Source organism: Streptomyces xanthophaeus (genome assembly GCF_030440515.1).
GTDB lineage: Bacteria > Actinomycetota > Actinomycetes > Streptomycetales > Streptomycetaceae > Streptomyces > Streptomyces kutzneri.
In genome coordinates this window covers 246,654-259,995 of record NZ_CP076543.1, presented here as the reverse complement: position 1 = coordinate 259,995, position 13,342 = coordinate 246,654, and the positions used below count along the sequence as shown (strand labels likewise).

The following is a 13,342-nucleotide window of genomic DNA, read 5'->3' as shown; positions in this document are numbered from 1 at the left end:
AGGCAGGTCTCTCCATGGCCGGATCCCAGATTCCCGTGATCGATCTCGGGCCGTGGCGGTCCGGCGGACCCGAGGCCCGCGCCCGTACGGCCGCCCGCGTCGACGAGGCCCTGCGCGCGGCCGGCTTCCTGCTGGTGACCGGGCACGGGGTGGACCCCTCGCTGCCCGCGCGGATCCGGGAGGCGGCGGGAGAGTTCTTCCGGCTGCCCGCCAGCGCGAAGGAGCCGTACGCCGTCACCGTGGGGGGCCGCGGCTGGCTCGGCCCCGGGGCGGAGGCCAACAGCTATGCCGAGGGCACGGCCTCGCCGCCCGACCTCAAGGAATCGTGGTCCTTCGCGGCCGAGGACCCCACCGGGGTCCCCTCCGTGGACGCCGAATGGTTCGCGCCCAACGCCTGGCCCGCCGAAGTGCCGCAGCTGAGGCCGCTGGTGACCGAGTACCTGCGCCTGATGCGGGCGCTCTCCGACGAACTGCTGGAACTCCTCGCCGTCGCGCTGGGCCTGGCCGAGGACCACTTCACCCGCCACACCTCACACCCCACCTGGGGATTCAACCTCAACTGGTACCCGGGCGCCGACGTCGTCGGCCCGCCCCTGCCCGGTCAGTTCCGCATCGGGGCGCACACGGACTTCGGTACGGTCACGGTCCTCGACCGGCAGCCGGGCGCGGGCGGGCTCCAGATCCACACCGATGCCGACGGCTGGCAGGACGCGCCCTTCGACCCCGCGGCGCTCACCGTCAACATCGGCGACCTGATGGCCCGCTGGACGGGCGACCGCTGGCGCGCGGGCCGCCACCGGGTACTGCCGCCGCCCACCGACACACCCACCGAGGAGCTGATCTCCCTCGTCTACTTCTACGAATGCGATCCGCACACCCGGGTGGAGTCCCTGGCCGCCCCCGTCGGCCGGGTGGTGCACGACCCCGTCGACTCCCACACGTACCTGCGGGGCAAACTCGACGCCATCAGCGTGGCTACGACTCAGGAGTGACCCGGCGCCCTGACGTACCTCCGGGGGCTGACGGCGGATCCGCCTCACAGGCTGACGATCCGCCAGAACCGCCCGCATAGCGTGACGTTCATGAAGAACCGCAGAACCGCCGCCGCCCTGGCCCTGGCCGCGATCCTCCTGCCCCTCCCGCTCGCCACCGCCGGCACCTCGGTCGCCGCGGACACCTCCGTCAGCGCCGGCCCGGTGGGGACCGACGACCGCCGCACCACGGTGGAACTCCCGCGCCCCACCGGCCGTTTCGCGGTCGGCCGGGAGGACCTGCACCTGGTGGACCACAGCCGCACCGACCCCTGGGCCGGCTCCGGTCCGCGCGAGCTGATGGTCACCATGCGCTACCCGGCGCGGCACGACACCGGCCGGACCACCCGCTACCTCACCTCCGAGGAGGCCCGCCTGCTGCTCGTCGACCGCGGGCTGGACCAGGTGATCCCGGTCGACACCCTGACCGGCACCCGGACCCACGGCCGGACGGGCGCCCGCCCGGCCGCCGGCCGGTACCCGCTGATCGTGCTCTCCCCGGGCTTCACCGTCCACCGGTCCACGCTCACGGCGCTCGCCGAGGACCTGGCCTCCCGCGGCTACGTCGTCGCCGCAGTGGACCACGCGTACGAGAGCGTGGGCACCGCCTTCCCCGGCGGGCGCGTGCTGACGTGCCTGGCCTGCGAGAAGGTCCAGGACGAGGCCGGCTACCGGACCGTCGGCGCCACCCGGGCCCGTGACGTGTCCTTCCTCCTCGACCGCCTCACCGGACGCAACCCCGCCTGGCGCCACGCCGCACTCATCGACAAGAGCCGCATCGCGATGGCCGGCCACTCCATCGGCGGCTCCTCGACCGCCGCCGCGATGGCGGCCGACCCCAGGATCCGGGCCGGGATCAACATGGACGGCGGCTTCTCCACCCCGGTCCCCGCGGCCGGCCTCGGCGGGCGCCCCTTCATGCTGCTCGGCGCGCAGGAGCGCGGCCCCGGCGGCAATGCGAGCTGGGACCGCGACTGGCCGCTGCTCGACGGCTGGAAGCGCTGGATCACCTTCGCCGGCTCCGGCCACTTCACCTTCACCGACTTCCCGGCGATCGGCGAGCAGCTGGGCCTGCCCGACGAGGAGGCTCCGCTGCCCGGCGGCCGCTCCGTCGAACTGACCCGCCGCTACGTCGCCGCCTTCTTCGACCAGCACCTGGGAGGCCGCCCGCAGCCGGTGCTCGACGGCCCGTCCCCCGATGCGCCGGATGTACGCTTCCACACCCCCTGACCGGTGTCCGAGGGACCGGTCAGACCACCGTCACCGGGTGGCGGACCACCGCGTCGAAGAGGTAGCCCTGCGTGTTGTGGACCGACCGGTCGGGCTGCGTCCGCCCGGTCGCGTCGGTCGCCCGCGCCAGCAGTGAGGTCGTACCCGTGGCCCGCGGGGTCCACGGCACCGACCAGCGCACCCAGCCACCCCGGCGCGGAGTGTCGTGCAGCCGGGCCCGCCGCCAGCGGACACCGCCGTCCGTGCTGACGTCGATCCGGGTGACCGGTGCCGCCGCAGACCAGGAACGGCCGGTCAGCAGCCGGGTCCGGTGCACGGGAACAGTGGCCCCCAGCTCCAGTTCGAAGGCACTCTTGAGGGTCTGCCGCGTCAGCGGGGCACTGCCCTGCGCCGGGTGCTCGGGCCCGAACAGCCGGTACATGTCCGTGTTCCAGGGCGAGTACAGGGGCTCCCCGCTCACCTCGATGTCCCCGACCCACTTGACCGACGAGATCCCGACCCAGTCCGGAACCACGAGGCGGACCGGCCCGCCGTGGTCGGGCGGCAGCGGCTCCCCGTTCATCTCGTAGGCCAGCAGTACGTCGTCCAGCGCCTTCGATACCGGCAGCGGGCGCCGCACCCGGCCCAGGTTCACCCCGTTCGCCACCACCTCGTCGTCCAGCCCGCGCGGCAGGACGTCCACGGCGCCACGGGTCACGCCCGCCAGGCGCAGTACGTCCGACAGCCGCGCGCCGCGCCAGCGCGCGACGCCGATCGCGCCCAGGGTCCAGGCGGTGCCGGTGACCGGCTGGCCCTGCTGGGTGGTGTAGAAGCTGCGGCCGTTGCCCGCGCACTCGATGAACAGCGTCCGCTCCACCGGCCGCAGGGCCCGCAGCCGTTCGTACGACAGCTCCAGCGGGCCGCCCGCCAGCCCGTCGCCCCACACCTTCAGCCGCCATGCGGCGGCATCGATCCGCGGGGTGGAGGTGTGGTTGCGCACGAAGAACCGGTCGATCGGGGTGAGCGGGCCCGTGCCGCGCAGCGCCGCGAAGTTCGTCTCCGCGTTCGTACCGCGGAGGGTGAACAGCTCGGGCGGCAGCGGTTTGACGGTGCGCGGCACCGGATCGGCGACGGGCAGGCCCGGTGCGGCCCAGGCCGTGCCGCTTCCCGCGGCCACACCCAGCGATCCGGCGGCGGCCCCCACCGCGAACAGCTTCAGCAGATCCCGGCGGTCCACTCCGGCGGAGCGGGCGCGGCCGCGCGCCCACTGGCGCAGGCGCGTGCGGTCGTACCGGCTCTCGTCCGACAGATCGAGGGGCATGGCAGGAGCACTCCTTGGTCGCGGTTCCCACGGACCGTAGGGGCCCGGGGCGGGCTGCGGGAACCTTCCCGCGGTGATGTCCACGAACCCGCAACACTGCCGCAACGGCCGATTACCGCTGGTCGGCGGAGATTCGGCAGGATGTGGGCATGACCGAGATCCTTACCCCCCGACTCCTCCTCCGCCGCTGGACCGACGACGACCTCGTCCCCCTTTCGGAGATCAACGCCGACCCGGAGGTGATGCGCTGGATCGGCGAGGGCGAGACCCTCGACCTCGACGAGACGGCCGAGGAGATCGAGCGCTGGGAGGAGGAGTGGGACGAGGAAGGCTTCGGGCTCTTCGCCGTCGAGCTCCTCGGCTCCGGCGAGCTCATCGGAGCCGTCGGCCTCTCGGTCCTCGAGAACCTGCCGGACGCCCGGGCGGACGTCCAGATCAGCTGGCGGCTCGGCCGCCAGTACTGGGGCCAGGGCTATGCCTCCGAGGCCGCCCACGCCACCTTGGAGTTCGCACTCCAGGACCGCGGCCTGGACCGGGTCGTCGCGATCAACCGGATGAGCAACACCGATTCCGAGAACGTGATCCGCAAACTGGGCATGGTGATGGAACGCGACACCACCGACCCCCGCTACGGGACCTCCGTACGGGTCCACGGCATCGACCTCACCGAGTACGAGGCCTGAGGGACCCGAGGAGCCTGAGAGTCCCGAGGAGCCTGAGGGACCCGAGGGCCCCAGGGGCGTACCACGATCCCCGCGCGCCGCATCGTCCGATCGGCCGACCCCGGGGTCCTCCGGGCCGCCCGCACGCTCCGTCCGGCGGTCGGACCCGCCGGGGCTCCGGCGCGGCGAGCATGGACCGGGGGAGCGGGAGGACGTACCCGGCCCTCCCCGCCCGGAGCCGAGAGGGACACCATGAACGCGCACGACCGACTCCTCCTCGACGGGGCCCGCCGCGGCGACGCGGCGGCGGTGGGAGCGGCGCTCGCCGCGGGCGCCGCCGTGGAGGTCCGCGACGCGGAGCTGCGCACGCCGCTGCTGCTCGCCGCGCTCGGCGACCACGTGGCCGTGGCCGAACTGCTGGTCGCCGCCGGAGCCGACCCGAACGCCCCGGACTCCCGGGAGGACAGCCCCTGGCTGGTCACCGGCGTCACCGGCAGCGTACGCATGATGCGCCTGCTGCTGGCCGCCGGACCCGACCTGAAGCAGCGCAACCGGTTCGGCGGGATCTCCCTCATCCCGGCCGCCGAGCGCGGGCACACCGCGTACGTGCGCGCCGTGCTCGACGCGACGGACATCGACGTCGACCACGTCAACCGGCTCGGCTGGACCGCCCTGCTGGAGGCGGTGATCCTCGGCGACGGAGGCCCGCGCCACGAGGAGGTCGTCGCGGTCCTGCTCAGGGCGGGCGCGGATCCGCTGCTGCCCGACCACGAGGGGGTGACCCCGTACGAGCACGCCGTGCGCCGGGGCTTCGACGGCATGGCGCGGACCCTGAAGGCGGCGGCCGACGCGGCGGAAGCCGGGACCGGCCGATGAACCGCCGTACGCGTCCGCGTCACCGCGCCCTTACCCGCACCCGTACCCGTGGCACCCTCGCGGCGGTGGCCGCGACCCTGCTGCTCGGAGCCTGCGCCCGGAACGCGGCGCCCGCGCCGCCGGGCCCGGCGCCCTCCGCCGCCTCCCCGCTGCCCGCCACCGCCCCCACCCCGCAGGGGCTGCTGCTGACCGCCGACTTCGGGGCCGACACCGTGACCTTCGTGGATCCGGAACGCGGCGCGGTCGCCTCGGTCACCGTGGGCAAAGCCCCGTACGGACTGGCCGTGGGCACCGACGGCCGGGCGTGGGTCGCCACCGCCGAGGGCGTGGCCGTCGTCGACACGCGCACCCGCGTACGGCTGGCCCTGATCCCGTACCGCACCGCGACCGGCCCGGCCACCGACGGCGAGTACCGCGGAGGCGGGATGGGCATCGCGCTCTCGCCCGACGGCGCGCACGCCTACGCAGGGGTCAACGTCCCCGGCGCCGGCGGGGTCCTGGAGGTTCTCGACACCGCGAAGAGCGAGGTCACCGCCGTCGTACCGGTGGGCCGGCGGCCCTTCGACGTGGACGTGTCACCGGACGGCGCCGAGGTCTACGTCACCGGCCACGACTCCTTCGACGTCACCGTCGTCGCGGCCGGAGACCTGCGGCCCCGCCGGATCGAGGTCGCCCCCTACGGCACCGAGGGCGGGCTCGCCTCCTGGCTCAAGCCGCACTACGCCGCCGTACGCCCCTCCGACGGAAAACTGCTGCTGCCCTTCGAGGGCGAGCGGCTCGCCGTGGTCGACCCGCGGACCGGGCAGACCCGGATCGAGCCGATGACCGCCGACACCCACCAGCACGGCACGGCCGTCACGCCCGACGGCCGGCTCCTGGTGGTCGGCACCGGCGCGGTGCGGCCGGGCGACGGCAGGGGCCCCTCGCTGACCGTCCGTTCCCCGGACGGCGCGGAGCGGGTGTACCCGCTCCAGGGTCCGCACGAGGACGTGGCCGTCTCCCGCGACGGCCGGAGCGCCTACGTCACGGGCGGCTACACCCGGGACGGCTACTGGAACGGCATCACGGTCGTCGACCTCGGCACCGGAGCCACCCGCCGACTCGCGGCGGGCGCCCGGCCCCTGGGCATCGCCGTCCTCTGAGCGTCCCTCCGAGCAGGCGTCTCAGCCGGGAGCCTGCGCGCCGCCGCCCGCGCGGATCGCCGCGAGGGCCGCGGCGTGCAGGGCGGCGGGGGCGCCTCGGTGGGGCCGGGGGCTCCCGGTGAGCGTGTACCACTCGTCGGCGTCCTTGTACTGGACCTCGAACCGGGCCAGGTCCCCGGCCGTCACCGTGGTGCGCAGCGTGAGGGGACCGGTGATCACGCCGACCTCGTCGGTCATGGCGCCGCCCGGCCCTGCGAGCACCTCGTCCTGCCACCGGTGCGGCTGCGTCATGAGGCGCAGGTGTCCAGCATCGTGGTGAGCATCTTCTTCTCCGGTTCGGTCACGGTCAGTCCGTACGTGGATTTCACGGTCGTCCAGGCCCGCCCGTACTGGCACCAGCTCGCCTTGTCCGGCGGCTGCCACAGGTCGGGGCTCTGGTCACCCTTGGAACGGTTCGAGGCCGCGGTCACGGCCAGCAGCTGAGGATGGGTCAGATCGTTGGCGAAGGCCTTGCGCCGCGCGGAGTCCCAGCCGGCCGCGCCGGAGCGCCAGCCCTCGGCGAGCGGCACCATGTGGTCGATGTCCATCTTCCCCGCGTCCGTGACGACCACCCCGTCGTAGAGGCTCTTCCAGTTGCCGGACACGGCCTTGCACTCGGCGTCCTGGGTGACCTCGGTGCCGTCGCGCTTCAGGACCACCTCACGCGTGTCGCACTTGTTGCCCTGCTGCGCCCAGTGCGTGAACTTGTCCCTGCTGTAGCCCGCCATCGTGCCCACCGGTGCCACCTTGAGCGCCGCCAACTGGGTCCGCGCCACGGCGGTGGTGACCATACCGGGCAGTACGTCCCCGCCGGCAGGCTTGGCGTCGCCGCCCGGTGAGTCCGGTGAGTCGGGGGACTTCGGCGCCGCGGCGGACGGTGAACCCGCGGGCGCCGACGCCTTCGGATCCCCGGCGCCCGGCGCGGCCGGGTCGGAGCACCCGGTGGCGGAGGCCAGCAGCAGCGCCACCAGCACCGCACCCGGCACACGTATCTGACGTCCCATAACCCCACCCCGAGCCGGTACCGCTCCGCACGCTGTCCCGGAGACACTACCCAGAACCGGACAATCAACCTACCAAGGGCCCTCCGGCGGGCGTTGTCAGTGGCTCTCGCTAGTCTCCCGGCATACCGCAGCTCAGGGGGGTCGGCTCCCCCCTGTCAGGGCTGCGCGGAACCGGACAGGACAGGCGGAGGGGCACGGTCTGATGGCATGGCTGGCGGCGGGCGAGGGGTACGAGATCGCCCTGGTGGAGGGACGGGTGGCGGCCAGGTCCGCCACCGGGCGGAGTGCGGGACGGCAGCTGAAGACACTGCCCAAGGCCCTGAAGGACCATCCCGAGGTGGACCGGCTGCGCAGGCTGGCCGAATGGCTCGACCGGCACGAGGCGGCCTGCGCCGCACAGGTCGACAGCTGGATGGTCTCCTCGCTGCCCGTCCCGACCGAACTGCTCGCCCGGGTCTGGCCGGACGAGGCCTGGCAGAGCGCCCTGCGCGATGTGGCCGTCGTCGGCGACGACCCGGACGAGGTGGGATTCCTGCGGGACGCCACGGCCTCGGGTGAGCTGAAGGTGGTCAACCTCGACGGCGAGACCGTCCGGCTCTCCCCGCGCACGGTGACCCTGCCGCACCCGGTGCTGCTGCCCGACCTGGACGACGTACGGGACTTCGCGGCCGAGCTGGGCATCGTGCAGCGGGTCGAGCAGATCCACCGGGCCACCTGGCACAAGCCCGCCGGGACCGCCGCCACCGCCACCGAGGTCCGCGACTACGCGGGCGGGGTCTTCCCCACCCGCTTCAGCCTCGCGGCCCGCGCCACGAGCCTCGGCTACCGGGTCTCCGGCGGCTACGCCACCTGCAAGGTCCGGGACTCGGGCACCGGGACGGAGGCCGCCGTGTGGATCGGCGAGCCCTACTACGAGGACGAGATGACCACCGGCGCGCTGAGCTGGCACGACGAGGACGGCCGGGCGGTACGCCTGACGGAGGTCGGACCGGTGGCCTGGTCCGAAGGCATGCGGATGGCCGCGGCGCTCTACGCCGGGCGCAAGATCGAGGAGGGCGGGGACGCGTGAGCACCCACCAGGAGGACATCGGGATGAACAACGCAGAACTGCTGCTCAAGGCCGGTGCCGTACTGCCCCGGGACACCACCGGCGCCGGCAGCGACGTCGTGGAACTGACCGCACGCTCCTACCGCCACCCCGGCCTCGGCGACGACCGCGTCGTCGTCCGGCTCGCCCCCGGCGAGCTGGGCGCGGCCGAGGACCTCGCCGCAGGCTTCCTGGGGCTCGTACGGCACGAGGGCGAGCCGCCCGTCGTCGGCCTGAGCCGGCGCCAGGCGCTCGGCTTCCCCGAATGGGTCCTCGTGCACCACCCCGAGGACGGCCACCACGCCCTCGCCGTCGTCCCCGAAATGGACCGGATCGCCCGGCAGGCCAAGACCAAGCCCAAGGCCGCCCTCGACGCCTGCCTCGAACTGGCCGGCCGCCTCGCCGCGTCCGTCCCGCACTTCCTGCCCCTCTTCCACGAGCAGGCCGCACGCCTCTTCCTCGCCGTCGAGAACACCACCTACGCCGCCCAGCTGTTCGGGCGGGCCCGGGACGCCGAGGCCCAGTACGGGCTGGCCATCGACGAGGACCGCCTCGACGCCGTCTTCCTCGAATTCGCCCTCGTCGGCGCCCTGCCGGTGAAGGTGCTCACCGGCTACGGCAAGGCCCTCGCCGGCCGCGTCACCCCCGCCGAGGCCTACGAGCGCTTCCGCCGCCTGTGCGTACGCCGCACCGCCGGCGGGCTGCCGCCCTCCGCCCAGGCCGCCGCCGAACTGCGCCGCCTCGCCCGCGCTGCCGGCCTGACCGGCACCGAACCCGAGCAGGACTACCTCGCCGAACTGCTGCCCCTGCCCGCCACCCTGCGCGCCGCGCTCGGCTGGTGGAAGGCACACCGCGGCGCCCTCGTGGCGCTCGCCCGCCGCGTGCCCGCCGTCCGCGGCACGCTCCTCGGACTGACCCCGCCCAGCGGCGACGGCGGCGAGTTCACCACCCTGTGGCTGGAGATCCTGGAGGAGTCCGGCGCCACCGCCGGCCTCGTCGACGGGGACCTGCCCGCCGAGCAGCGCTGCGCCGACGGCACGGCCGGCTGGCTGGAGCGCTTCCACGCCGCCCGCCACTCCGGCTGGGGCCGGCGCCCCACGCTCCCGCTCCTCCTCGACCTCGTCGGGCGCTGCGCCGCCCGGCTGCGCACCGAACTCGCCCGGCCCGAACGGGAAGCGGGCCTGCGCATCGGCGTCGAGGACACCGACCTCCTCGACCTGCTGCTCGCCCTGGACGTCCCGGTCACCGACCCCGAGGCCGCCTCCGAGGACCGGCGCCACCGCCACGACCACCTGAACCTGTCCGAGTGGGCCGACGGCGAGCAGCGCCGCGACCTGCTCGCCCTCGCCGCCGACCGGCGCTTCCACCCCGCCTTCCGCCGCGCGCTGAGCAACCTGAGCGACGGCTGCGCCGATGTCGTCCGGTGCGTCGCCGCCTCGCCCGGCGGCCGCCCGCTGCTGGCCGAGTGGATGCGCGACGTCGCTCTCGCCTCCACCGCCACCGGTCTGCCCGGGGTGCCCGAGGCCATCGCACGGCTGCGGTGGCTGCCCACCGAAGCCCTGGAACTCGCCCCGGAGGAAGTGGCCGCGGCCGCGGCCGCCGACCTCGCCGAGACCCTCGCCCGGACCCTGCGCGGCGGCCTCTTCGAGGAACTGGCCTGGCCCTCCTGGGAGGAAGCCCTCGCCGAACTGAGCCCCGGCCAGGGCCGGGAGGCCCTCACCGTGGTGGAGGCCTGGCCGTACCTGATCGTCGCCAACCAGACCCAGGTCCGGGTCATCGACGCCGACTCCACCGTCCTCACGCACGACCTGCGCGTGCCGACCGGGACCTCGTACAACCACGGCTTCCACTACGTCGACGGTGAACTGCTCGTCTTCTGGTCCTCCTGGAGCACCAACGGGACCCAGGGTTACTGGCACCACTCGCCCGGCACCGTCCTCACCCTGGACACCGACCGCAGCCACTGGTCGCTGCGCAGCGACCACCTCTCCCTGCCGCTCCCCGGCGGCGGGCGCGCCACCGGCGGCGGCGTCCTGCACCGCGGCGACACGAAGCTGCCGGACGAGCGGCCCCTGCTGTCCGACGGCACCTCGTACTGGGTGTGGCACCGGCGTGAGGAGGAGAACGACACCGGCTGGCGCGAGTACGACCCCGTCGGCGGGACCTACGGACGGTCCTCCCTGCCCGCGTTCTTCGCAGACGCGCTGCGCGCCGACCCGGACAGCGGCCGCCGCGGCGGGTCCTCCAACCGGTTGCGGCCGACTCCCACCGTGGCCGGCTCGGTCCTCGGCGAGCCCACCGACGGCCTGCTCGGCTGGCGCACCGTCTGGGACCGCGACCACGGCTGGCAGGGCACCGACACCGGCGGCCGCACCGTCGCCGTGCCCGAGGGCCGCGAGGTGCCCGTCGCCGCCCTCGCCTTCCCCGGCGACGACCGGCCCCGCGCCCTGTCCCAGCACTGGCAGGAGCTGAGCATCACCGACCCGGACGGTGTGGTCACCGCCACGTCGCGCGACGGCCACCGCCGGCGCTCCGCCTACGGCACGGGCAGCGTGGACCTTCCGCCGCTGTCGCACTGGTACGCCCTGCGCCCCCGCGACACCGAGGGTTCGGCCGTCCTGCGCGCCGCCGACCGGGAGACCGTGGCCGCACTGCTCAAGACGGCCGCCGCCGCCGACAAGGCCGCCGACCTGCCCGACCTGGTCAGCGCGGCACTGCCGCAGATCACCGCCTCCAAGATCATCGGTGGCATCGTCGAAGTCCTCCGCTTCACCCTCACCCAGCAGAAGGCCCTGGACGAGATCGCCGCCCGCCTCCACCCCGACAACACGCCCGTCGAGGAACGCGAGCAGGGCCCCGGCGACCGGCTGATCGCCGACGGGCTCAGCGGTCTCATCGGCTCCGGCTACTACCGCTGGGGCGGCGAGAGCGACGCCGCCCACTACACGCTGACCGAACTCGCCGCCGCCCGCACCCGGACCGACGCGGCCCCCGCGCCCGGCCTGCTGCACTTCGACACACCCGCGCTGCCGTACTGGTCCTTCACGTGGACCCCGCTGCTGGACCAGCCCGCGGCCGTCGCCTACCGCGCCGTCACCGTCGCGCCCACCGACGAGCAGCGGGAAGGGCTGCTCACCCTGCTCGGCACGGTCGACGCCCTCGGCCTGGCCTCCGCCGAAGGCTCCGCGGACCGCTGGCGCCGGGTCCTGCTCCGCCTCGACCAGCAGCACCTGCTCACCCCGGACGGCGAACGCAACGTCCACCACCGCAGCCTGCTGCCCCTGGGCGGCGGAGCCGTCCTCGCACTGACCGAGCACAGCGAATCCGTGCCCGAAGGCCACGAGTTCGGTGCCCTGCTCCACGACCCCACGGGCCGGTTCACCGTCCCCGGCCCCTACACCGTGCGCGGCGACGCCCCGCTCGGCGACCGCGAACGCGGCGCCGGCTGGCTGACCGCGTTCCTCGGCGCGGCCGCCGAGCACGGCGCCGCACCCTTCCGCCCCGAAGCCGCGGAGGAGTTCTCCCGGCTCACCGGAGTCTCCGGCACCCTCGCCCGCCTGGTGGTCGCCGGACTCCCGGGCGTCGACAGCTACGAACGCAGCTTCCTCACCCCCGAACTGCGCACCGCCCTCGGGGTCAAGGCCACCGACGCCGCGTACGCCCGCGACGAGCTCAAGAGCCTCGACACCGAGCTGAGGCGCGCCCTCGTCGGGGCCCTGCTCCCCGCCGATCCGGCGAAGCTGTGGACCGAGGGACCCGACGTCACCGCCGCCGCGGAGCTCTGGAACCGGCGCGTGGGCCGCCGTACACCCGTCCCCGACTGGCTGGCCACCGAAGCCGCGCGCGCCGTGGGCGGCACCTGGCCCGCGCACCGCGCCCTGGCCGCGCTGCTCGACCCGGCCGCCTCGCGCGAGCTCTCCGTCGACGTCGCCTGGACCGTGAAGGGCGACCACGTGGAGCCCGCCGGGCCGGCCACCGCCCCCTTCACGGCCTCCGTCCTGACCGGAACCCTGGCCATGGCCTCCTGGCTGGCCCACCGGCTGCCCGCGGGAGATCCCGTACGAGCGGCCCTGCCGCCCGTACTGACCGCCGTACGGCAGCGGCTCGCCGCACCCGAACTGCTCCTGGAGATCGGGCACTACACCAGTCTTCCCGACTTCCGGAAGGCGGCCGGCACGCCTACCGAGACCGGCGAGGGCTACGAGCGGTACGGAGCCGTCGTCATGGCCACCCACGACGACCAGCCCAAGCCCGCACTGCGCCCGGCCCTGCTCGACTCCACCGGCTCCGACCCGTACCTGCCGGTGCTGCGCGGTGACGACCAGCGGCCCTCCGCCGCCGAGGCCGCGCTGCGCGCGGTCCACGACCCGCGGTTCGCCGCGCTGCTCGCCGACCCGGGTGCCCCGGCGGCCGGCGCCGTGGCCGCCGACGGCACCTGGTGGCCGCAGGACCCCGGCCGCTCCGTTCCGGAACTGGTGGAGGAGGCGAGCGCCCGGCACGGCCTGGGCGCCGACGCGGCCACCCTCTACCTCATGCTGCTCGCCATGCCCGACCCCACCGACCGCAACACCGCGCGCTGGACCGGCTGGAAGCCGGCCCGCCTCAAGGCCGCCCGCGCCGAACTGGCCGCCACCGACCTGGTGGTGACGGCCGGCCGCAGCCGGGCCGGGCGCTCGCTGTTCCTGCCGGGCGGCTGGGCCGACATGCCCTCCCCGACCCTGCCGGTGGAGCAGTGGAAGCTCCCGATGTACGGCCTGAGCGCCGGCGGCCGGCCCCCGCTGGGCGTGCTGGTCCCGGCCGAACCGGCCGCGGAGCTCTACCGCCGGGCCTGGCAGCGGGTCCAGGACGGCGACCTGCCGCGCTTCGAGGAGCTCAAGGTGAAGCGCACCCGCGCCCGCCGCCGCTGAAGCGGCCGTCCCGGGCCGCCGCGGGCCGCCCGGGACCCCGTACGGCGCGGCGCACCTGCCCGCA

General features: G+C 74.7%; 10 protein-coding genes. 7 read left to right on the top strand and 3 right to left on the bottom strand.

Annotated elements, in window-relative coordinates; genetic code table 11:
- The first annotated feature begins 14 nt into the window (after window positions 1–14).
- Both KO717_RS01150 and KO717_RS01145 read left to right on the top strand, forming a co-directional pair.
- Window positions 15–992: an isopenicillin N synthase family dioxygenase gene (locus tag KO717_RS01150; RefSeq protein ID WP_301363842.1), complete on the top strand. Its 978-nt coding sequence runs from the start codon at window positions 15–17 to the stop codon at window positions 990–992.
- A 90-nt stretch (window positions 993–1,082) separates the two neighbouring features.
- Entirely contained in the window at window positions 1,083–2,261 is a 1,179-nt protein-coding gene (locus KO717_RS01145) for an alpha/beta hydrolase family protein (RefSeq protein ID WP_301363841.1), read from the top strand.
- Between the two features lie 19 nt (window positions 2,262–2,280).
- On the opposite strand, the gene KO717_RS01140 is transcribed toward KO717_RS01145, so the two are convergent.
- Window positions 2,281–3,561, bottom strand: coding sequence for a sulfite oxidase (locus KO717_RS01140; protein ID WP_301363840.1), 1,281 nt, complete (start codon window positions 3,559–3,561; stop codon window positions 2,281–2,283).
- A gap of 149 nt (window positions 3,562–3,710) precedes the next feature.
- Between KO717_RS01140 and KO717_RS01135 the strand changes: the two genes are divergently transcribed.
- From KO717_RS01135 to KO717_RS01125, 3 genes are all read left to right on the top strand, one after another.
- Window positions 3,711–4,244, top strand: coding sequence for a GNAT family N-acetyltransferase (locus tag KO717_RS01135; protein ID WP_301363839.1), 534 nt, complete (start codon window positions 3,711–3,713; stop codon window positions 4,242–4,244).
- Window positions 4,245–4,475: 231 nt separating this feature from the next.
- Window positions 4,476–5,099: an ankyrin repeat domain-containing protein gene (locus tag KO717_RS01130; RefSeq protein ID WP_301363838.1), complete on the top strand. Its 624-nt coding sequence runs from the start codon at window positions 4,476–4,478 to the stop codon at window positions 5,097–5,099.
- Complete coding sequence (locus tag KO717_RS01125) at window positions 5,096–6,241, top strand: YncE family protein (protein WP_301363837.1); 1,146 nt, start codon at window positions 5,096–5,098, stop codon at window positions 6,239–6,241. Before KO717_RS01130 ends, KO717_RS01125 begins: the two co-directional genes overlap by 4 nt.
- A gap of 21 nt (window positions 6,242–6,262) precedes the next feature.
- Here the strand turns inward: KO717_RS01125 and KO717_RS01120 are convergent, their stop codons facing one another.
- Window positions 6,263–6,532, bottom strand: coding sequence for a hypothetical protein (locus KO717_RS01120; RefSeq protein ID WP_301363836.1), 270 nt, complete (start codon window positions 6,530–6,532; stop codon window positions 6,263–6,265).
- A complete protein-coding gene (locus KO717_RS01115; protein WP_301363835.1) occupies window positions 6,529–7,284 on the bottom strand; it encodes an HNH endonuclease family protein in 756 nt (251 codons plus the stop codon). Before KO717_RS01115 ends, KO717_RS01120 begins: the two co-directional genes overlap by 4 nt.
- A gap of 202 nt (window positions 7,285–7,486) precedes the next feature.
- Here KO717_RS01115 and KO717_RS01110 point away from each other — a divergent pair, with 202 nt between their 5' ends.
- Both KO717_RS01110 and KO717_RS01105 read left to right on the top strand, forming a co-directional pair.
- The gene (locus tag KO717_RS01110) at window positions 7,487–8,353 is read left to right on the top strand and encodes a DUF4132 domain-containing protein (RefSeq protein ID WP_301363834.1); all 867 of its coding nucleotides are present in this window, start codon (window positions 7,487–7,489) and stop codon (window positions 8,351–8,353) included.
- Between the two features lie 23 nt (window positions 8,354–8,376).
- Window positions 8,377–13,278 (top strand): DNA-binding protein, encoded by a 4,902-nt coding sequence (locus KO717_RS01105; RefSeq protein ID WP_301374330.1) that lies wholly within the window; start codon window positions 8,377–8,379, stop codon window positions 13,276–13,278.
- Window positions 13,279–13,342: the final 64 nt, after the last annotated feature.

Excerpts from the sequence above, each read along its gene's own strand:
- KO717_RS01150 (WP_301363842.1), top strand. The coding sequence starts at position 15 with ATGGCCGGATCCCAGATTCCCGTGATCGATCTCGGGCCGTGGCGGTCC.
- KO717_RS01145 (WP_301363841.1), top strand. The coding sequence starts at position 1,083 with ATGAAGAACCGCAGAACCGCCGCCGCCCTGGCCCTGGCCGCGATCCTC.
- KO717_RS01140 (WP_301363840.1), bottom strand. The coding sequence starts at position 3,561 with ATGCCCCTCGATCTGTCGGACGAGAGCCGGTACGACCGCACGCGCCTG.
- KO717_RS01135 (WP_301363839.1), top strand. The coding sequence starts at position 3,711 with ATGACCGAGATCCTTACCCCCCGACTCCTCCTCCGCCGCTGGACCGAC.
- KO717_RS01130 (WP_301363838.1), top strand. The coding sequence starts at position 4,476 with ATGAACGCGCACGACCGACTCCTCCTCGACGGGGCCCGCCGCGGCGAC.
- KO717_RS01125 (WP_301363837.1), top strand. The coding sequence starts at position 5,096 with ATGAACCGCCGTACGCGTCCGCGTCACCGCGCCCTTACCCGCACCCGT.
- KO717_RS01120 (WP_301363836.1), bottom strand. The coding sequence starts at position 6,532 with ATGACGCAGCCGCACCGGTGGCAGGACGAGGTGCTCGCAGGGCCGGGC.
- KO717_RS01115 (WP_301363835.1), bottom strand. The coding sequence starts at position 7,284 with ATGGGACGTCAGATACGTGTGCCGGGTGCGGTGCTGGTGGCGCTGCTG.
- KO717_RS01110 (WP_301363834.1), top strand. The coding sequence starts at position 7,487 with ATGGCATGGCTGGCGGCGGGCGAGGGGTACGAGATCGCCCTGGTGGAG.
- KO717_RS01105 (WP_301374330.1), top strand. The coding sequence starts at position 8,377 with ATGAACAACGCAGAACTGCTGCTCAAGGCCGGTGCCGTACTGCCCCGG.